This is a genomic window from Streptomyces sp. NPDC058758 (assembly GCF_042746075.1).
GTDB lineage: Bacteria > Actinomycetota > Actinomycetes > Streptomycetales > Streptomycetaceae > Streptomyces.
The window spans coordinates 1-17,188 of record NZ_JBHYPS010000033.1 but is presented as its reverse complement, the minus strand read 5'-3'; the positions used below and the strand labels follow the sequence as shown (position 1 = coordinate 17,188).

The 17,188-nt window shown below is 75.2% G+C and carries 17 protein-coding genes and 1 tRNA gene; 7 read left to right on the top strand and 11 right to left on the bottom strand.

What is annotated here, in order from left to right; all coding sequences use genetic code 11:
• The first annotated feature begins 426 nt into the window (after window positions 1–426).
• A complete protein-coding gene (locus ACFW6A_RS29700; protein ID WP_386478210.1) occupies window positions 427–975 on the top strand; it encodes a SigE family RNA polymerase sigma factor in 549 nt (182 codons plus the stop codon).
• A complete protein-coding gene (locus ACFW6A_RS29695; protein WP_351843875.1) occupies window positions 972–2,258 on the top strand; it encodes a hypothetical protein in 1,287 nt (428 codons plus the stop codon). The genes ACFW6A_RS29700 and ACFW6A_RS29695 overlap by 4 nt, the downstream gene beginning before the upstream one ends.
• 79 nt (window positions 2,259–2,337) lie before the next feature.
• On the opposite strand, the gene ACFW6A_RS29690 is transcribed toward ACFW6A_RS29695, so the two are convergent.
• The 3 genes from ACFW6A_RS29690 to ACFW6A_RS29680 all read right to left on the bottom strand — a co-directional run bounded on the left by ACFW6A_RS29690 (window position 2,338) and on the right by ACFW6A_RS29680 (window position 4,696).
• Window positions 2,338–3,087, bottom strand: coding sequence for an SURF1 family protein (locus ACFW6A_RS29690; protein WP_386644277.1), 750 nt, complete (start codon window positions 3,085–3,087; stop codon window positions 2,338–2,340).
• Between the two features lie 60 nt (window positions 3,088–3,147).
• The gene (locus ACFW6A_RS29685; RefSeq protein ID WP_351843881.1) at window positions 3,148–3,447 is read right to left on the bottom strand and encodes a DUF6191 domain-containing protein; all 300 of its coding nucleotides are present in this window, start codon (window positions 3,445–3,447) and stop codon (window positions 3,148–3,150) included.
• A gap of 220 nt (window positions 3,448–3,667) precedes the next feature.
• A complete protein-coding gene (locus ACFW6A_RS29680; RefSeq protein WP_351843883.1) occupies window positions 3,668–4,696 on the bottom strand; it encodes an AsnC family transcriptional regulator in 1,029 nt (342 codons plus the stop codon).
• Window positions 4,697–4,874: 178 nt separating this feature from the next.
• Here ACFW6A_RS29680 and ACFW6A_RS29675 point away from each other — a divergent pair, with 178 nt between their 5' ends.
• The 3 genes from ACFW6A_RS29675 (at window position 4,875) to ACFW6A_RS29665 (ending at window position 7,830) form a co-directional block, all read left to right on the top strand.
• Window positions 4,875–6,281 (top strand): tetratricopeptide repeat protein, encoded by a 1,407-nt coding sequence (locus ACFW6A_RS29675; RefSeq protein ID WP_386644273.1) that lies wholly within the window; start codon window positions 4,875–4,877, stop codon window positions 6,279–6,281.
• Between the two features lie 118 nt (window positions 6,282–6,399).
• The gene (locus tag ACFW6A_RS29670; protein WP_351843887.1) at window positions 6,400–7,413 is read left to right on the top strand and encodes a YdcF family protein; all 1,014 of its coding nucleotides are present in this window, start codon (window positions 6,400–6,402) and stop codon (window positions 7,411–7,413) included.
• Between the two features lie 135 nt (window positions 7,414–7,548).
• Complete coding sequence (locus tag ACFW6A_RS29665; protein ID WP_351843889.1) at window positions 7,549–7,830, top strand: hypothetical protein; 282 nt, start codon at window positions 7,549–7,551, stop codon at window positions 7,828–7,830.
• A 40-nt stretch (window positions 7,831–7,870) separates the two neighbouring features.
• On the opposite strand, the gene ACFW6A_RS29660 is transcribed toward ACFW6A_RS29665, so the two are convergent.
• On the bottom strand, window positions 7,871–9,043 hold the full coding sequence (locus tag ACFW6A_RS29660) for a serine/threonine-protein kinase (protein WP_386644332.1): 1,173 nt from the start codon (window positions 9,041–9,043) through the stop codon (window positions 7,871–7,873).
• A 320-nt stretch (window positions 9,044–9,363) separates the two neighbouring features.
• On the opposite strand from ACFW6A_RS29660, the gene ACFW6A_RS29655 reads away from it, so the two are divergent.
• On the top strand, window positions 9,364–10,242 hold the full coding sequence (locus ACFW6A_RS29655; RefSeq protein ID WP_351843894.1) for a glycosyltransferase family 2 protein: 879 nt from the start codon (window positions 9,364–9,366) through the stop codon (window positions 10,240–10,242).
• Between the two features lie 42 nt (window positions 10,243–10,284).
• Here the strand turns inward: ACFW6A_RS29655 and ACFW6A_RS29650 are convergent, their stop codons facing one another.
• The 7 genes from ACFW6A_RS29650 to ACFW6A_RS29620 form a co-directional block, all read right to left on the bottom strand.
• The gene (locus ACFW6A_RS29650; RefSeq protein ID WP_386644329.1) at window positions 10,285–10,983 is read right to left on the bottom strand and encodes an alpha/beta fold hydrolase; all 699 of its coding nucleotides are present in this window, start codon (window positions 10,981–10,983) and stop codon (window positions 10,285–10,287) included.
• A 94-nt stretch (window positions 10,984–11,077) separates the two neighbouring features.
• Window positions 11,078–12,628, bottom strand: a complete 1,551-nt coding sequence (locus ACFW6A_RS29645; RefSeq protein WP_351843898.1) for an SPFH domain-containing protein — start codon at window positions 12,626–12,628, stop codon at window positions 11,078–11,080.
• A 105-nt stretch (window positions 12,629–12,733) separates the two neighbouring features.
• Window positions 12,734–13,237: a hypothetical protein gene (locus ACFW6A_RS29640; RefSeq protein WP_386644270.1), complete on the bottom strand. Its 504-nt coding sequence runs from the start codon at window positions 13,235–13,237 to the stop codon at window positions 12,734–12,736.
• Between the two features lie 140 nt (window positions 13,238–13,377).
• Entirely contained in the window at window positions 13,378–14,436 is a 1,059-nt protein-coding gene (locus ACFW6A_RS29635) for a PucR family transcriptional regulator (RefSeq protein WP_386644267.1), read from the bottom strand.
• 84 nt (window positions 14,437–14,520) lie between these two features.
• Window positions 14,521–14,594, bottom strand: a tRNA-Pro gene (locus tag ACFW6A_RS29630).
• Window positions 14,595–14,632: 38 nt separating this feature from the next.
• A complete protein-coding gene (locus ACFW6A_RS29625; protein WP_351843905.1) occupies window positions 14,633–15,316 on the bottom strand; it encodes a Pr6Pr family membrane protein in 684 nt (227 codons plus the stop codon).
• 41 nt (window positions 15,317–15,357) lie between these two features.
• Window positions 15,358–16,296, bottom strand: a complete 939-nt coding sequence (locus ACFW6A_RS29620; RefSeq protein ID WP_351843907.1) for a metallophosphoesterase — start codon at window positions 16,294–16,296, stop codon at window positions 15,358–15,360.
• A gap of 74 nt (window positions 16,297–16,370) precedes the next feature.
• On the opposite strand from ACFW6A_RS29620, the gene ACFW6A_RS29615 reads away from it, so the two are divergent.
• Window positions 16,371–16,835 (top strand): GatB/YqeY domain-containing protein, encoded by a 465-nt coding sequence (locus ACFW6A_RS29615; protein WP_351843909.1) that lies wholly within the window; start codon window positions 16,371–16,373, stop codon window positions 16,833–16,835.
• Window positions 16,836–17,188 lie beyond the last annotated feature (353 nt).

The window sequence follows — 17,188 nt, the reverse complement described above, 5'->3', positions numbered from 1 at the left end:
GACGGAACCCCCTTGAACTGCGGCGATGTGGTGACGGACGATGCTCTTCCCCCTTCCTGCAACTAGTAGTTGGGCGGGGCGCGTCTCCGCGTTCACCCACCACAGGGGAGCGGAGTGCGCGATGGAACGGGGCAATGGGGGAGAACGGTTACGCATGAGGACGAACAGCTCGCCGACGAGAACGGCGGCGCAGGCGTACAACCATTCCGGGGGAACACGAGTCAAACAGGCGTGGCAGACGTACTCGACATTCCCGCGCTCTCCCCGCTCCGCCGGGGACGCACGGCCGTGCTCCCCCCGCGGGAACCCGGCACCGGCGCCGTGCCCGGACGCGCCGCGGTCCGTCCGCTCGGACGCCCGCGACTCCTCGACGGCCCTCCGGTGACCACCGCCGTGACCACCGATTCCCGCGCGAGAGTGAGCGGCATCCCGACGCCGCGCAAGGCCGCCGAAGGCACCGTCACCGCCACCGTCACCAGCACCGGCACCACCGTCGACCACCTCACCGAGACCTACCGCGCCCACTACCGGTCGCTGCTCGGTCTCGCCGCCCTCCTGCTCGACGACACCGCCTCCTGCGAGGACGTCGTCCAGGAGGCCTTCATCCGCGTCCACTCGGCCCGCCGGCGCGTCCGCGACCCCGAGAAGACCCTGGCCTACCTGCGCCAGACCGTGGTCAACCTGTCCCGGTCCGCGCTGCGCCGCCGCATCCTCGGCCTCAAGCTGCTGTCCAAGCCGATGCCGGACATGGCCAGCGCCGAGGAGGGGGCGTACGACCAGCTGGAGCGCGACGACCTCATCAAGGCGATGAAGGGCCTCCAGCGCCGCCAGCGCGAGGTCCTCGTCCTGCGCTACTTCGCCGACATGACGGAGGCCCAGGTCGCCGAGACCCTCGGGATCTCGCTCGGCTCCGTGAAGGCGTACGGTTCCCGGGGCATAGCCGCCCTGCGCGTCGTCATGGAGGCGAAGGCATGAGCGGCGGCCACGAGGACGACCTGGCCCCGGAGGCGCGCGAGGAACGCGGCGGGGGCGAGGAGCGCCACGACCCCGACGAACGCAGCGGACGCGGAGCGGAACGGGCCCGCGTCGGACGTGACGAGCTGAGTGGACGACTGATGAGGGACTTCGAGTACGGCACCGGCGAGGACGACGGGGAGGACGAGCTCGCGCTGCGGCGGCTGTTCCACGGCGCCGTCTCCGGCCTCGAACCGTCCGCCGCGTCCCTGGACCACCTGCGCCGCGCCGTCCCCGCCCGCCGCGCCCGCAAGCGGCAGGCGCTCGTCGGCGCCGCCGCCGCGGCGGTCCTCCTCGGCACCGCCGTCCCCGCCTTCCTCCACGTCGCGGGAGCCCCGGGGCTCACCGCCGCCAACCCCGCCCTCGCCGGCCACGGCGAGCAGGCCCAGGGCGGCACCGGCGCGGAGGCGGAGGGCGGCGACCCGACCGCCACCAAGGCGCCCTCCGTCAAGGTCTCGCCGACCACGGGCCCCACCAAGGGCGCCCCCGACAAGGGCGGGGCGGACCCCGACGGCCCCAAGGCCGGCCGGACCGGCCCGGGCTCCGGCGGCGACGCCGGCTCCGTGCGGAGCTGCGGCCCCGGGACTCTCCGTTCGGGCGGCGGGTACAACAGCGGACCCGACTCCACCGGAGTCGTCTACGGCGGCTTCACCGTCGTCAACGGCTCCCGAACGGCCTGCCGGGTCGACGGGTCCGGAGTGGTCCACGTCACCGCGAGCGGCGCCGCCGACCAGAGCCGGATCGCCGTCGTCCGGCACACCGCCGGCGACCCGGCGACCGGCCTGCCCGACTCCTCGGCGGACGTCAAGCCGCTGGTGCTCGAACCGGGCGGCTCGTTCCAGGTGAAGTTCGCCTGGGTGCCGTCCGCGAGCTGCTCGACCGACGGCGGCGGCGTCACCCCGACGCCGACCGAGCCCACCGAGGTCCCGACCGAGCCGACCCCGACGCCGACCGAGCCCACCGAGGTCCCGACCGAGCCGACCCCGACGCCCACCGGCGGCGGCGACGGCGCCGACGCGGGCGGCACCGACGCGGGCGGCACCGACCCCGGCGCCGGCGGGACGGGCACCGGGAGCGGCACCGGCACGGACTCCGGCCTGGGCACCCAGCTCCTGCGCGCCGAACCGGCCGAGGGCAGCGTCTCCGTCGGCTACACCGCGGAGCCCGGCGACCCGACGGTCACCACGGTCCTCAACGGCGCCTGCGCCGGCACGCTCTACCGCACCGGAATGCTCCGGGGCTGAGAGCGGCCCGCACACCACGCGAAGGGGCCGGGGGACGGATCACCGTCCCCCGGCCCCTTCGCCGTGCCGTACGGGCCCGTCAGGCGCCCGCCAGGCCCAGCGCCTCGTCACGGGCCGCCTCCGCCTCCCGGCGCAGCAGCCGGAACCACATGAAGACGACGAAGCCGGCGAAGACGAACCACTCGGCGGTGTAGCCGAGGTTCTGGAAGGCCTTGGCGTCCAGGCCCGTGCCCGCCGCCGCGGCCGCGGGGACCGGCGTGAGGCCGGCGGGCGACTCGGTGAGCGTGACCCAGGCGTCGTACACGTCGTCGTCGACCACGTTCACCAGCGAGGCCGCGCTGATCATGCCGAGCTGCCCCTCGGGCAGCCCGCCGGCCGTCCGCACGCCCTTCGTGCCCTGGTTCTCCGAGGCCTGGAGCGCGCCGACGACCGTGACCTCGCCGGACGGCGGGGCGGGCGCCTCGGCGCCCGCCGGCAGCCAGCCGCGGACGACCGGCAGCGAGCGGCCCGCGTCCGTCCGCAGGAGCGTCAGCACGTACGCGCCGGACCTCCCGTCCAGCTCGCGGTCCGGCACCAGGAACTGCTCCCCGTAGCGGCCGCGGGCCTCGGCGGCGCGGCCGGAGGTCTCCTTGTCCACGGGCAGCAGCGAGGCCAGCGGCGCGGCCTCCAGCGCGCTCGCGGCCGGCTTCCGCTCGGCCTCCTGGTGGGAGTCGACGCGATCCTCGAACTTGCCCAGCTGCCAGGTCCCCATGAACACGCAGAACGGGATGGCCAGCAGGACGAAGAGATTGATCCCCCACCAGCGGGGGGTCCTCAGGAACCGGTACACACCCCCCACGGTACGGGGGCGGGCCCGCGCGCCCGCCGGGAGGGCCCCCGCCGGGCCCCGCTAGCCGCGCGCGTCCGGCCGGAGCCGGATCACGGCGCGGCCGCCCGTCAGGTCCACCGTGGTCCGGCGCGGCGGCGCGCCGTCCTCCTCGTCGTCGCGGAGCAGCAGGGCGCTCTGCCGCTCCTTCAGCTCGCTCTGCTTGCCGGGCGAGAAGGTGGCGTGCAGCTGCTCGAAGCCGGTCGAGGAGACCGTGCCCCGGCGCTTGCCCCGGCCGGTCATGCGCAGGAACTGGTCGGCGAAGGCGATCACGGTCAGCAGGACGACCAGCCCCGGCAGCGTCACGAACACGGCGAACTCCATGCCCCCAGGAGACCACGCGGACCGGGACCCCCGGAAGCCTCCGACGGGCACGGGCGCCCGCCCGCCCGCCCTCCGGCCGGACGGTGGGCGGCGGACGGCGGACGGCGGGCGGCGGACGGTGGGCGCGTGTCAGGTCTCGGCCCGGGGGCGGGCGCGGGTCGGGCCTCGGGCCGGGCGGCACCCGCGGGTGCCGGGTCCCCGGCCGGGTGCCGGCCGCGGGTCAGGCCTCCGGGCGGACGTGGTGCAGGCGGCGGCCGTCGGGGCCCAGCACCTGCGCCCCGAGCTTGTACGTGCGCAGGCTCACCGCCGTCCCCGTGATCCGCAGCGCCGGCGCGGCCCGGACGAGCCCCGCCGTGGTCTCGTGCAGCTCCTCGACCGAGCCCAGCCACATCGACAGCGCCAGGTTGTGCGGCCCGGTCACCGAGGTGATCACCTGGGTGCGCCGCACCCGGGTGAGCGCCGCCACCGTGCCCGGCTCGTCCAGCGGCGCCACCTGCGCCGTCACCATCGCCCACACCGGGCGGCCGGAGAAGCGGGGGGCCGGCTGGCAGTGGTGGTGGAGCGCGCCGCCCGCCGCCAGGACGTCCAGCCTCCGGCGCGCCGTGGACTCGCTGGTGCCGCACTGCCGGGCCAGCTCGGCGGCGCTGCGGCGGGCGTCACCGGCCAGCTCCGCGACGAGCCGCCGGTCCAGCTCCGTCACCCGGGGGACCACGCGCGCGCGTGCCCCGTCCCGCCGCTCCAGGGCGCTGAGGCCGCTGAGGAGCCGGGCCTGCGCGGGGGTGAGTTGCTCGGTCCGGGAGCGGTAGGGACGGTTGTGCATCCGGGTGACGACCTGGGTGCGGGCCCGCAGCACGCCGGGCAGCCGGCGCACCCGCCCGGTGACGTAGGCGTCGAGGGCGGGCAGGTCCGGCGCGATCAGCAGCAGGACCAGGTCGGCGCCGCCGGTCACCGCGTGCACGCCGAGGGTGCCCGGGTCGCCGGCCAGTTCGAGCGCGGTGGCCTCGGTGCTGTCGGCGGTGCACTCCAGCTCGACCCAGGCGTACAGCGCGGCCTCGGTGCCGCGCCGGGCGATGAGCAGCGAGGTCCAGGCGTAGCCGCCGGCGGTGAGGTGCTCCCAGCGGCGCGCGAGGGTGTCGGGCCCGGCCCCGAGGACGGTGGAGAGCTGGGTCCAGCTGGCCCGCGGCAGGATCTGGAGGGCGTGGATCAGCGACATGTCCGCCTCCCCCAGGACGGATTCCCCGCTCCGCATTTTCCTCCTTGGCCGATCCCCGGAAAACCTTGGCCGCGGCCCCGGGCGCACCCCAGGATGTGGACCAGGGCATATGCATTCAAGCCGCCCCGGCGCCCGGTGGCCACAAAGTCGGCCAAACGTCACAGCGACGACACCCGGCGGCGGCGCCGGCCGGAGGAACGGGGACGCACGGCGGATGGACGGCATGGGGCGCGTGGCGGGGGAGCCACCCGAGTACCAGGTCTTGTGGGGCGAGCACGTCGGGTCCGCCCAACTCGCCGCCGCCGAGGAGGGGTACGCGGCCGCCGGCCCCGCCGCGCGGCTGCTGTGGGAGCGGCTCTCGGTCTTCGAGGGCGCCTTCGACCTGCGGGCGGTGGAGGAGGTCTGCGGGTACGGCGCGCTGGCCGCCACCGACGTCGGGGCGGTCCTGGAGCGGCTGGCGCCGCTGGCGCTGCTGCCGGTGGACGACCTGTTCGACGGGGAGGAGGGCGGGCCGCGCCACTGGATGCCGCACGCGATGCGGGCGGTGGGCGCCCGGCGGCTCACCGCACGGGGCGACCGCCGGACCGTCGTCCTGCACCACCGGAGGTGGTGCGTGAAGGTCGCCCGGCGGGCCGCCGAGTGGTGGCAGCGGGGCCGGCAGCTGGACGCCCGCGACCTGGCCCTGCGCGAACTGCCCGACCTGGCCGCCGCGATGGACCCGACGACGGCGCAGACCGCGGCCGGGGACGAGACCGGAGCGGCGCTGGAGATCGCGGTCTCGCTGTGGTTCCTGTGGGTGTCCTGCGGGCGGACCACCGAGGGGCGCACCCGGCTGCGGCACGCCCTGTCACTGCACCAGGGCCCGCCGCCCGCCCGCGCGCTGTGGCTCGCCGCCTTCCTGGAGCTGGAGTCGGGCCGCCCCGAGGACGCCGATCCGCTCCTCGTCCAGGCGTGGGCGAGCGCGGTGCGGGACGGCGACGAGCGGTGCCTGGGGCTCCTGGCCCATCTGCGCGGTGCCATCGCCCTCTACCAGGGCCGCACCCGGGCGGCGGCGGACGAGTTCCGGGAGGCGCTGGAGCAGATCGGGGACGTGCCCGACTTCGGCCCGACCCGGGAGGCCTGCTGGGCGGCGCTGGCGCTCTGCCACAGCCGCACCGACCCGGAGGCCGCGCAGGAGGCGCTGGACCAGCTGGAGCTGGACGGGGCGGGGCGGCGGACCTGGGCGGGGCGGGACCTGTTCGCCGACGCGTGGGCCGACCACGCCCGGGCCGAACTCCTGGCCTGGGACGGGGAGCGGACCAGGGCCGCCGAGCACGCCCGCCGGGCGCTCCGCGAGCACCTGCGGCTCGGCTGCGCCGTCGGCGCCTCCTGCGCGGCCGAACTCCTCGCCCGGATGCGGCTGCTCGACGGCCGCCCCGACCGGGCGGCCCATCTCCTGGGCGCCGTGGACCTGTTGCGCACCTCCCTCTTCGACACCTCCTACCGTCCGTCGCGCTACTGCACGGCGGCGCGGGCCCGCAGCGACGAGGCGCTGCGGGCGCTCCTCGACGACCCGGAGCTGCGGGAGGCGTACGAAGAGGGCGCGCGGAAGGGCCTGTTCGCGCTCTCGCGGGAGCGGTGAGGGGCCGGCCCGGACCGCGTCACCCGTCCGGGGTGGGGGCGGGCGGCCCGCCGGGGACTTGTCCACAGTCTCGTCCGCGGTCCTCCCGGGCGCCGGGCGCGCTGCCTACGATGGCGGCATGATCGCTTTCGCGGTGTCCGCCCTGTTCCTCCTCTTCTTCGGGGCCGGTGTGCTGCGCGACCGCCGCCGCTTCGGGAACGCGGTGTACCTCGGTCTCGCCGTCACCTTCCTCGGCCTCGGCCTGCTCTCGGCCGTCGACGACCTGCCGCACGGCCTGACGGAGACGGTCCTGGTGCTGCTCCTGCTGGTCCTCGGCCTGGGCCCGGTGGTCCTCGCGGGGCTGCTCTGCGCCAACGGCGTCAAGATGGTCCGCAAGGAGGGCAGGAGCCCGGCCAACCTGCTGTCGCTCCTGGCCGGCCTCGGCATCCTCGGCGTGCTCGGACTGATGGCGGTCGCGGTCCTCACCCGCTCCCGCGTCCTCGGCGTCGTCGCCGTCACCCTGCTCCTCGTCCTCGGCTACGTCTCCTTCCTCTTCCTGTGCTTCGTCGGGTACGCGTTCCTGTACGGCCGCATGAGACTGCGCCGGGACGCCGGCTTCGTGGTGGTCCTCGGCTCCGGGCTGATCGGCGGCCGGCGGGTGCCGCCGCTCCTCGCGAGCCGGCTCGACCGGGGCCGGGAGGTGTACGAACTGCTGGCCGCGCGCGGCCAGGACGGGCCGCCGCTCCTCGTCGTCTCCGGCGGCCGGGGCCCGGACGAGGAGCTGCCGGAGTCGCACGCCATGGCCGCCTACCTGGTGGAGCGGGGCTTCCCCGAGGACCGGATCCTCCGCGAGGACCGCTCCCGCAACACCGAGGAGAACCTGCTGTTCAGCAAGGAGCTGATGGACGCGGAGCGGCCGGGCGCGGGCTGCGTCGTCGTCACCAACAACTTCCACGCCTTCCGGGCCGCGCTGATGGCCCGGAAGGCGGGGGTGGACGGCCAGGTGGTGGGTTCGCCGACCGCCGCCTACTTCTGGCCGAGCGCCACCATCCGCGAGTTCGCCGCGGTCTTCCTGGAGTACCGGGCGGTCAACCTGACGGTCTGCGCGGTGCTGGTCGCCATCGGCTGCCTGGGGCTCGCGGTCACGGCGTGACGGCCGCGCCCCGGGGGGCGGGCCGCGCCGACGGGCCGGACGGGCGGGTCCGGCCGGGGGTCCCTACGCTGGAGGGACGGAGGTGTCCGAGGGCGCCGGCGGGAGGTGCCCGGAGGCCGCCGCGGAGGTGACCCCATGAGGCGACGCCACCACTTCCACATCGACTACCGGGGCCATTCCGTCTCGGCGACGGTGGAGAGCGGCTCGCGGCCGACGGTCGAGGTCCTCGTCGACGGCAAGGAGACCGGGCACGCGACGACCCGGGACGACCGCCCGGTGGCCGTCCCGATCGAGCTGCCGACCGACCCGCCGACGCCGGCGACCGTGCGCGCCACCCCGGGGCCGGGGGTGCCCCGCTGCCTGCTGCTCGCCGAGGGCGACGCGGATCCGCACGTCATGGCGCCACGGCTGTACTGAGGGCGGGGCCGGGCGGGGCGGGACGGGCGGCACGGCCCGGTCAGGAGAGCCAGGCCATGCCGATGAAGAGGAAGACGACGAAGGCGACGACCCCGGCGACGGCGGCCGTCTTGCGCGGGCGCCGCCGGGACAGCTCGGCGAGCGCGCCGCTCGCGGAGCCGGAGTTCCCGGCCCGCTCGGGAACCCGCCGCCGGGACCCGCCGGCCGCCGGGCCGGACACGGCCGTCGGCACGGACGCCGGGCCGGGGAGGGGAGTGCGCGGGGCGGGCATGGCCGCCGCCGGGGGCACCGGCGCGGTGTGCGCGGGCGCGTGCGGTGCGTGAGGCGCGCGCGGTGCGGCCTGGGCGGGCGGGGCGTGGACGGCCCCGGGCATGGCGCCGGCCGTGGCGGGCCGGGGCGCGTACTCCCGCCAGGCGCCGGAGCCGAACCAGTCGGCGATGGCCTGCGCCGGCGGGCGCTGCTCGGGCTGCTTGGCCAGCAGGCTCAGCAGGTACGCCTCGAAGGCGGGCGTGAGGACCACCCCGAGCCGGCTCGGCGGGGTCGGGGCGCTGTCGATGTGCTGGTACAGCAGGGCGGTCGCGGTGTCCGCGCGGAACGGCGGGTGCCCGGTGAGCAGCTGGTAGAGCACGCAGCCCAGCGAGTAGACGTCCGAGGCGGGGGAGGCGGGCTTCCCGAGGGCCCGCTCCGGGGCCAGGTAGAGGCCGGTGCCGACGATCTGCCCGGTCGTGGTCAGCCCGGCCGAGGGGTCGTCGACGAAGCGGGCGATGCCGAAGTCGGCCAGCTTGACCGTGCCCTCGGCGTCCATCAGCAGGTTGCCGGGCTTGATGTCGCGGTGGACCACGCCCTGCCGGTGGGCGGCGGCCAGACCGGCGGCGGCGTGCGCGGCGACCACCGCGACCCGCTCGGCGGGCAGCACCAGCGGCTGGGCGGGGGAGGAGCCGAGGCTGTCGCCCTCGACCAGCTCCATCACCAGGAAGAGCTTGCCGTCCCAGGTGCCGAAGTCGAAGACGCCGACGACGTGCGGGTGGCTGAGCCGGGCGGCGGTCTGCGCCTCCAGGCGGAAGCGGTCGGCGCCCGACGGGTCGGTGGACTGCGCCAGCATCAGCTTCACGGCGACGGGGCGGCCGAGGACCTCGTCGGTGGCCTGCCACACCTCGCCCATGCCGCCACGGCCGATACACCCGTGAAGCCGATATCGGTCCGCGACCAGCACCAGGAGACGCCCTTTCGACAATCGATCACTTGACGGCAGAGGACCAGGGTAGAGCCGCTGCTTGTGCGCGTCCGCCGGGCTCCCCCCGAAGCGGAACCGGGGGAGAACCGCCGCCGTACGCACGGACGTACGGAAGGGCCCCGCGGGTTCCGCCCGGAGGCGGGTTCCGCGCGCCGGACGCCCCCGTTTCCCCCGGAGGCGGGCCCCGGGTTCCTTCCGGGTTCCACCGGGGTTCCCGGAGGGTGAACAATGGGTGCCGTGGGGCCGGCGGCTGCCGGCCCGTACGCGAGACCCGACCCCGATCTGGAACGGAGTGGACCGTGGCGCGACCGCGAGTGGGCGTGGCGGTACTGACGATGGGCACCCGCCCCGCCGAGCTGGGCGCGCTGCTCGACTCGGTGGCGATGCAGGACGAGCCCGCCGCCCGGATCGTCGTGGTCGGCAACGGCACGGGATCGCTGCCCGCGCTCCCCGACGGCGTCACCGGCGTGGAGCTGCCCGAGAACCGCGGGGTCACCGGCGGCCGGAACGTGGCGATCGACACCCTCCGTTCCTTCGGCGACGTGGACGTCCTGGTCGACCTCGACGACGACGGCCTGCTGGTCGACACGGACGTCTTCCGCCGCCTGGTGGACCTGTACGAGACCGAGCCGAAGCTCGGCGTCGTCTCCTTCCGGATCGCCGACGAGACGGGCGAGACCCAGCGCCGGCACATCCCCCGGCTGGGCGCGAAGGACCCGATGCGCGGCGGCGAGGTCACCACCTTCCTCGGCGGCGGCCACGGCCTGTCGATGCCGATGCTCGACCGGATCGGCGGCTGGCCGGAGGACTTCTTCTTCGCGCACGAGGAGACCGACCTGGCCTGGCGCGCCCTCGACGCGGGCTGGCGCATCCGGTACGCGCCCGAGCTGCTGCTCCAGCACCCGAAGACCAGCCCGGCCCGGCACGACGTCTACTACCGGATGACCGCCCGCAACCGCGTGTGGCTGGCGAAGCGGAACCTCCCGGCCCCGCTGGTCCCGCTCTACCTGGTGGTCTGGGTCCTCCTGACGGTCGCCCGCACCCGCTCGGTCCGCGGCCTGCGCTCCTGGTTCGCCGGCTTCGCGGAGGGCCTGAAGGCCCCGGCCGGCCCGCGCCGCCCGATGCGCTGGTCGACGGTCCTCCGCATGACGAAGCTGGGCCGTCCGCCGATCATCTGACGCCGTCCGTCATCCGCCGCCGGCCGTCGGCCGAGGCGTCCGTCATCCGGCGACGGACGTCAGGAACGCCCCCACCGCGTCCGCCCAGCCCTCCGGGTCCTCCCAGAACGGCAGGTGCCCGGTGGTGAGTTCGACGTCCCTGGCGCCCGGGATCGCGGCGGCGAGCGCCCGCTGGCGGGCGGGGGAGACGAGCGGGTCCTCGGCGGTGACGACGACGAGCGCCGGCACCGCGATCCGCCCCAGGTCCTCCCGTACGTCGATCCGCCCGGCCAGTTCCAGGTGGGCCGGGGTGCCGGCGGGCGGGGCGGGCGCGAAGCTCAGCACGGCCCGCAGCCGGTCCGGGTCGGTCGCGTCCAGGAAGGTGTCGCCGAGTCCGTTCAGCGCCAGGTGCTCGGCGAGCAGCCGGTGCCGCCCGGTCTCGTGCAGTCCCCGCCACAGGGAGAGGGCCAGCCGCATCCGGTGGTCGGGGTACGCGAACGGCGCGGTCAGCACCAGGGCGGTGACCCGCTCCGGGTGCCGCACCGCGAGCCGTACGGCCAGCGGGGCGCCGAGCGAGTAGCCGCAGACGGCGAAGGTCCCGGTCCCGGCGGCGTCCGCGGCGGCCACGAGGCCGTCCACGACCTCGTCCGTCCCGAGCCCGGTCCGGTCGGGCAACTGCCCCCGGACGTAACGGAACCGGTCCCCCAGGCGCCTCGTGAGCCCCCCGAAGTGCCCCTCGGCGCTCCCCCCGCCCCCGTGCACCAGCAACAGCCCCGTCACGACAACCGCCCCTCCGTACGCACGACTTGGCCCCGCCCCTGCCTATCACGGCGGGAGCGGGGCGGCGTCGTACGGGTCAGTCGGTGATCTCCACCTTCCCGTTCACGGAAGAGGAAGCCGACGGGGAAGCTGCCGAGGACGCCGGAGTGCCCGCCGGAACCGCCTTGCCCGTGAGCCCCTGGAGCAGGGAGGCCAGGTCGACTCCCGTGGTGGAGGAGAGGAGTTCGACGCCCTGGGTGACGTTGTCCGTCACGGTGCGGGTCAGCCGGCTCGCGCCGTCCGTGGAGATGACGGTCATCTTGTCGACGGCGGCCAGCGGCTCCGCGGCCTTGGCGACCACCTGCGGCAGCACCTCCACCAGCATCTGGAGCACGGCCGCGTCGCCGTACCGCTCGAAGGCGTCGGCCCGCTTGTGCATGGCCTCCGCCTCGGCGGCCCCCTTCGCCGCGATGGCGCCGGCCTCCGCGTCGCCCTCCAGCCGGACGGCCTCCGCGATGGCCGCACGGCGGGCCCGCTCGGCCTCACCGCGCTTGGCCCCCTCGATGGCCTCCGCCTCGGCGAGGGCCTGGCGGCGCTGCTTCTCGCCCTCACCGGTGAGCCGGGCCCGCTCGGCCTCGGCCTCGGCCGCCGCGATGGCCGCCATCCGCTCGGCCTCGGCCTGCTTCACCCGGGCGGTGCGCTGGGCCTCCGCCTGCTGCTCGGCCTCGTACCGCTTGGCGTCGGCGGGCTTGCGGACCTGGGTGTCGAGCTGCCGGTCGGTCAGCGCGGCCTGCCGGGCGGCGACCTTCTCCTGCTCGGTGAGGATGTCCTGCTGGCGGGCGGCCTCGGCGAGCGGGCCGGCGGCGTTGGCCTGGGCGGCGGCCTCGTCGGTCTGGGCCTTGATCTCGGCCTGCTTCAGGTACAGCGTCCGCTGGGCGACCGCGATCTCCTCCTCGGCCTTCAGCCGGGCCTGCTCGGCGGCGCGCCGGGCCTCGGCCTCGGCGATGTCGGCCTCCTGCTTGGCGCGGGCGGCCTCGGGCCGGCCCAGGTCCTCCAGGTAGGAGCCCTCGGTGGTGATGTCCTGGATCTGGAAGGCGTCGAGGACCAGGCCCTGCCCGGAGAGGCTCGCCTCCGCCTCCTCGGCGACCTGCCCGGCGAAGGCGGCCCGGTCGCGGATGATGTCCTCGACGGACATCCGGCCGACGATGGACCGCAGCGCGCCGGACAGCACCTCCTGGGTGAAGCCGACGATGCCGTCCTGCTGCATCAGGAAGCGCTGGGCGGCGGCCCGGATGGAGTCCTCGGTGCCGCCGACCTTGACGATCGCGACGCCCTCCAGGTTGGCCTTCACGCCGCGCAGGGTGACGGCGCCGCGGACCGCGATCGGGATGTGCCGGCTGGAGAGGTCGAGGGTGAACTTCTGCTGCACGAACGGCACGACGAAGACGCCGCCGCCGACGACGACCTTCTGGCCGCTGTTGTCGGTGTAGACGCGGCCGGTCGCCGGATCGGTGGCCTTCTGGCCGCGCCGGCCGGTGATGATGAACGCCTCGCTCGGACCCGCGACCTTGTAGCGGGTGACGACGGCGAGGGCGAGCAGGACGACGAGGACGACGATGCCCACCACAGCGGTGAGGACAGGGCTCATGACGAAACCCCCTTCGGTCGGATTCAGCGAAAGGAACGGCGGCCGGGCGCCGGCGGCCGTGAGCGGCGGCCGGTGACCGACGGCCGGGTGGTCGGCGGCGGGCGGTCAGCGGTCGACGGGGCGCACGAGGACGGAGGTCGGCGAGAGGACCGACTCGACCCACACCTCGGTGCCGCGCGGGACGGCCCGGTCCGACCGGGCCGCGTACTTCACGGGCTGGCCGGCCAGGTACAGCAGCACCTCGCCGTAGCCGTCCGCCGGCACGGCGGTGACCACCGAGCCGGAGCTGCCGGCCAGGTCCTCGCCGCGCGGTGCGGGCGCGCTCGGGTCGTGCAGCAGGACCCGGCCGAACCGCCAGGTCACCCACCCGACGCCGATCCCCGCGACCGCGCCCGCACCGGTGGCGACCCCCGCCCCCGTGCCGGTCGTGCCGAGCACGAGCGCCCCGGTGAAGCCGAGTGCCGAGAGGAACCCGGCGACCACCGGCAGCGACAGGACCCCGTCCAGCCCCCCGAAGCCGTCGAGGAGTCCTTCCAGGACCCCGTCGAAGACCAGGCTCAGGACGAGCAGCAGCAGACCGCCGATGCCGAGACCAAGAAACCAGACCATGTCCCCGCTCCTTCGGCCGCCGTGTCCTGTCCGCCGTCCAGAGGATCGTTTCACCGCACAGGCATCCCCCGCATTGCCGGTGATCGGCAATCTTTACGCGTTCTTGATGCCGTCCCGAAACGGACGGGACGCCCGAGGGCTCACAGCTCCTCGTCCGGCCAGCCGAGCAGCCGCGCCCCGATCGCGGCGGTCTGGAGCGTGTACCGCTGGGTCGGGTCGCCGGGGTCCGAGCCGGTGAGCCGGTGGATCCGGTCGAGCCGGTACGTGACGGCCCGCACGCTCAGCGCGAGCCGGCGGGCGGCCTCGGTGGTGACGCAGCCCGCCTCGAAGTAGGCGTGCAGGGTGTCGAGCAGGGGGCGCGCGCCGCCCCGGGCGCCGGCGAGCGGCCCCAGCACGGTCCCGACGAGGTCGGCCATGGCCTGCCGGTCCCGTCCGAGGACCGGGTAGACCAGCAGGTCGGCGGCGTACAGCACGGGCCCGTCGAGCCCGATGCGGCCGGCCAGGTCGAGCGCGCCGAGGGCCTCCTCGTACGAGTGGACGACGCCGCCGGCGCCCGGGTGCGGGCGCCCGATCGCGACGAGGCTGCCCTCGGCGGCCGCGTACGTCTGCTTGGCGAAGTGGGCGAGGACCTCGGGCTCGTCGGCCGGGGCGACACAGATCAGCCGCCCGTCCTTGGTGGTGAGCAGGATCCGCCGGGTGCCGAAGCGGGCGAGCAGCGAGGACTCCACGCTCCGCGAGACCGGCGCCCCGTCCCCGAACGGCTCGGGCGCCTGCGCCACGGCCACCGCGTGCGCGTGCGACAGCAGCAGTCCGAACCGCTCGGCCCGCTCCGAGAGCCGCCCCAGGTCGCTGCGCCCGTACAGCAGGTCGTCCACGAACTCCCGCCGCGCGGCCTCCTCCTGCCGCACCGCCAGCTTCTGCGCCCGCTCGTGCCCCTCGGCGAAGGCGTCGACGGCCTGCTCGACCGCCCCGAGCAGCAGATCGGGGTCGGTCCCCCGGGGCAGCCCGCCCCGCACCACCCGCGCGGCGACCAGATGGGCCCGCACCAGCGCCCGCAGCCCGATCCCCGCCTCGGCCGCCCGCTCTCCCCGCGCCCGCAGCCCCTCCAGCTCCTCGCGGCTCAGCCGCCGGCCGGTGGCGCACACCCCGGCCAGGATCCCGGCGTACCCGTCGAGGTACGCCTCGTACTGTTCGGTCATGGTCGGCTCCGCCCCCCACCCGGCCCCCGGAAACGACTCAGGGCCCGACCCGCTTGCGCGGATCAGGCCCTGAACTTCTGGCTGTCGGGGTGGCGGGATTTGAACCCACGACCTCTTCGTCCCGAACGAAGCGCGCTGCCAAGCTGCGCTACACCCCGATGTCGCTGCTCTGTTCTTCACGTCGCGGCGACATCGATTACTTTAGCCCACCGGCGCCCAGAGACGAAATCCGGTTACGGCGCCCCGCCACCGCAGGTCGGAAGCGGTCCGCCGCGACGAGGAGCAGGCCGAGGGCGCAGAAGGCGAGACCGAGGACCAGGGCGTTGAGCAGGACGCCGGCGTAGCCGTGGGCGGTGACGTCGAGGAAGGGGTACGTGTAGCGGGTCCGGGCGCCGTCGGGGAGCAGCGCGCCGCGGACGAGGGCGAAGACCAGGTAGGCGCCGGGCGCGGCGAGCCACAGCACGGCGTGGCGGGGGCGGAGCGCGCCGGGCGGGGTGAGGAGCAGCCAGTCCAGGGCGACGCCGAGCGGGGTCACGGTGTGCAGGAGCTGGTTGGCGACGGCGCGGGCGCCGGTGAGGCGGGCGATGTCGGCGGCCTGGTTGAAGGAGCTCGACGGGTTGTCGAGGACCAGGTGGAAGACGAGCCCGACGATCGAGATGCAGAGCAGCACCCCGCCGGTCCACACGGCCGGCAGCGGCGGGCGGCCGGTCCAGGCGCGGGCGGCCCCCAGGCCGAGGACGACGGCGACGGCCATGTTGGACCAGATCGTGAAGAAGCTGAAGACGACCAGCGGGTTCCCTTGGACGCACTCGATCACGATGCCGGTCGCCGCGGCCAGGGCGATCAGACCGCGGACGACGGCGGCGAAACGGTTCGGCATGGCGTTCACGGTACGGGGGCGGGCGCGTCCCCGCCCGGCGTTCAGGCGCGTGCCGTCAGGGTCAGCAGCGTCGCCTCGGGCGGGCAGGCGAAGCGGACCGGGGTGAAGCGGTTGGTGCCGCAGCCCGCGGAGACGTGCAGGTAGGAGGTGTGCCCGCCGGCGGTGTGGGTGGAGAGGCCCTTCACCCGGTCGGTGTCGAGGTCGCAGTTGGTGACGAGCGCGCCGTAGAAGGGGACGCACAGCTGCCCGCCGTGGGTGTGCCCGGCGAGGACCAGTTCGTAGCCGTCGGCGGTGAAGGCGTCGAGGGCGCGCAGGTACGGCGCGTGGACGATGCCCATCGAGAAGTCCGCCGAGGCGTCAGGGCCGCCGGCCACCCGCTCGTACCGGTCCCGCTTGATGTGCGGGTCGTCGAGGCCGGTGAAGGCCAGGTCGCCCTGGGGCAGCTTGAGCGCCCCGCGGGTGTTGGTGAGGTCCACCCAGCCGGCCGCGTCGAAGGCCTCCTTGATCCCCTCCCAGGGGTTGTGGACGGCGCCGACGACCGGCTTGTTGCCGTTGAGCCCGTGCCGGCCCTGGACCTTCTCCAGGAGGTAGCGGGCCGGGTTGCGGAAGCGGGGGCCGTAGTAGTCGTTGGAGCCGAAGACGTAGACGCCGGGGAACTCCATCAGCGGGCCCAGCGCGTCCAGCAGCTCCGGCACGGCGTCGGTGTCGGAGAGGTTGTCGCCGGTGTTCACGACGAAGTCGGGGCGGAGCCCGGCGAGCTTCTGCAGCCAGGCGCGCTTCTTGTCCTGGCCGCACACCATGTGCACGTCGGAGACCTGGAGGACCCGCAGGTCGTCCATGCCCGGCGGCAGGACGGGGACGGTGATCCGGCGGAGCCGGAAGGAGCGGGCCTCGAAGCCCGCCGCGTAGACGAGTCCGGCCGCGGCCGTGGCCGCGACGCCTGCCGTGATCTTCAGGGGGATCCCGTACCGTGCGCGCATCCCCCCATCGTTCCAGACCCGCGGGGTGGAAATGGACGGGCGGGGTGCCGTGGGCACCTGCGACACTTGCTGCCATGACCACGCTCAAGGCACGACTGAAGGACGACCTCAACGCCGCGATCAAGGACCGCGACGAGCTGCGCTCCTCGACCCTGCGGCTGACCATCGCCGCGATCACCAAGGAGGAGGTCGCGGGCAAGACCAAGCGCGAGCTCTCCGACGACGAGGTGCAGAAGGTGATCGCCAAGGAGGCGAAGAAGCGGCGCGAGGCCGCGGACGCCTTCGAGCAGGGCGGTCGCGCGGAGTCCGCCGAGCGCGAGCGGGCGGAGGGCGTCCTGCTCGACGCGTACCTGCCGAAGCAGCTCTCCGACGAGGAGCTGGAGGGCATCGTCGCCGCCGCCGTCGAGGAGGCGAAGGCCGCCGGCGCCGAGGGCCCGCGCGCCATGGGCGCCGTCATGAAGATCGTGAACCCGAAGGTGGCCGGCCAGGCCGAAGGCGGCCGCGTGGCCGCCGCCGTGAAGAAGCTCCTCGCGAGCTGAACCCCCCACCCGGGCCGCGGGTCCGGGCGGGGGTCCGCACGACGGGTCAGGGCCTGCGGGTCCGGGCCTGCGGGGCCGCACGACGGGCCGCGGGTCTGGGCCGCATGACCGCACGACGGGCCCGGCAACGGGCCGGAGCCCGGGCCCGCACGACGGGTCCGGCCCGTGGGGCCGAAGCCACGGAAAGGGCGCCCCGCCGGAGAAATCCGGCGAGGCGCCCTTTCTGTCGGTCCTACCCGTGGGTCCTGCCTGTGGGCCCTAGGAAGTTTCTTTCGGATCATCTCGCCGACCAGATGAAGATGGCGGCGATGTGGAGTCCGGCGAGGTAGATGGTGGCGGTCTTGTCGTAGCGA

Coding starts and splice junctions, on each gene's coding strand:
- ACFW6A_RS29615 (WP_351843909.1), top strand. CDS start 16,371: ATGACCACGCTCAAGGCACGACTGAAGGACGACCTCAACGCCGCGATC.
- ACFW6A_RS29670 (WP_351843887.1), top strand. CDS start 6,400: ATGATCGCTTTCGCGGTGTCCGCCCTGTTCCTCCTCTTCTTCGGGGCC.
- ACFW6A_RS29625 (WP_351843905.1), bottom strand. CDS start 15,316: ATGCCGAACCGTTTCGCCGCCGTCGTCCGCGGTCTGATCGCCCTGGCC.
- ACFW6A_RS29620 (WP_351843907.1), bottom strand. CDS start 16,296: ATGCGCGCACGGTACGGGATCCCCCTGAAGATCACGGCAGGCGTCGCG.
- ACFW6A_RS29680 (WP_351843883.1), bottom strand. CDS start 4,696: ATGCGGAGCGGGGAATCCGTCCTGGGGGAGGCGGACATGTCGCTGATC.
- ACFW6A_RS29645 (WP_351843898.1), bottom strand. CDS start 12,628: ATGAGCCCTGTCCTCACCGCTGTGGTGGGCATCGTCGTCCTCGTCGTC.
- ACFW6A_RS29685 (WP_351843881.1), bottom strand. CDS start 3,447: ATGGAGTTCGCCGTGTTCGTGACGCTGCCGGGGCTGGTCGTCCTGCTG.
- ACFW6A_RS29640 (WP_386644270.1), bottom strand. CDS start 13,237: ATGGTCTGGTTTCTTGGTCTCGGCATCGGCGGTCTGCTGCTGCTCGTC.
- ACFW6A_RS29675 (WP_386644273.1), top strand. CDS start 4,875: ATGGACGGCATGGGGCGCGTGGCGGGGGAGCCACCCGAGTACCAGGTC.
- ACFW6A_RS29695 (WP_351843875.1), top strand. CDS start 972: ATGAGCGGCGGCCACGAGGACGACCTGGCCCCGGAGGCGCGCGAGGAA.
- ACFW6A_RS29635 (WP_386644267.1), bottom strand. CDS start 14,436: ATGACCGAACAGTACGAGGCGTACCTCGACGGGTACGCCGGGATCCTG.
- ACFW6A_RS29665 (WP_351843889.1), top strand. CDS start 7,549: ATGAGGCGACGCCACCACTTCCACATCGACTACCGGGGCCATTCCGTC.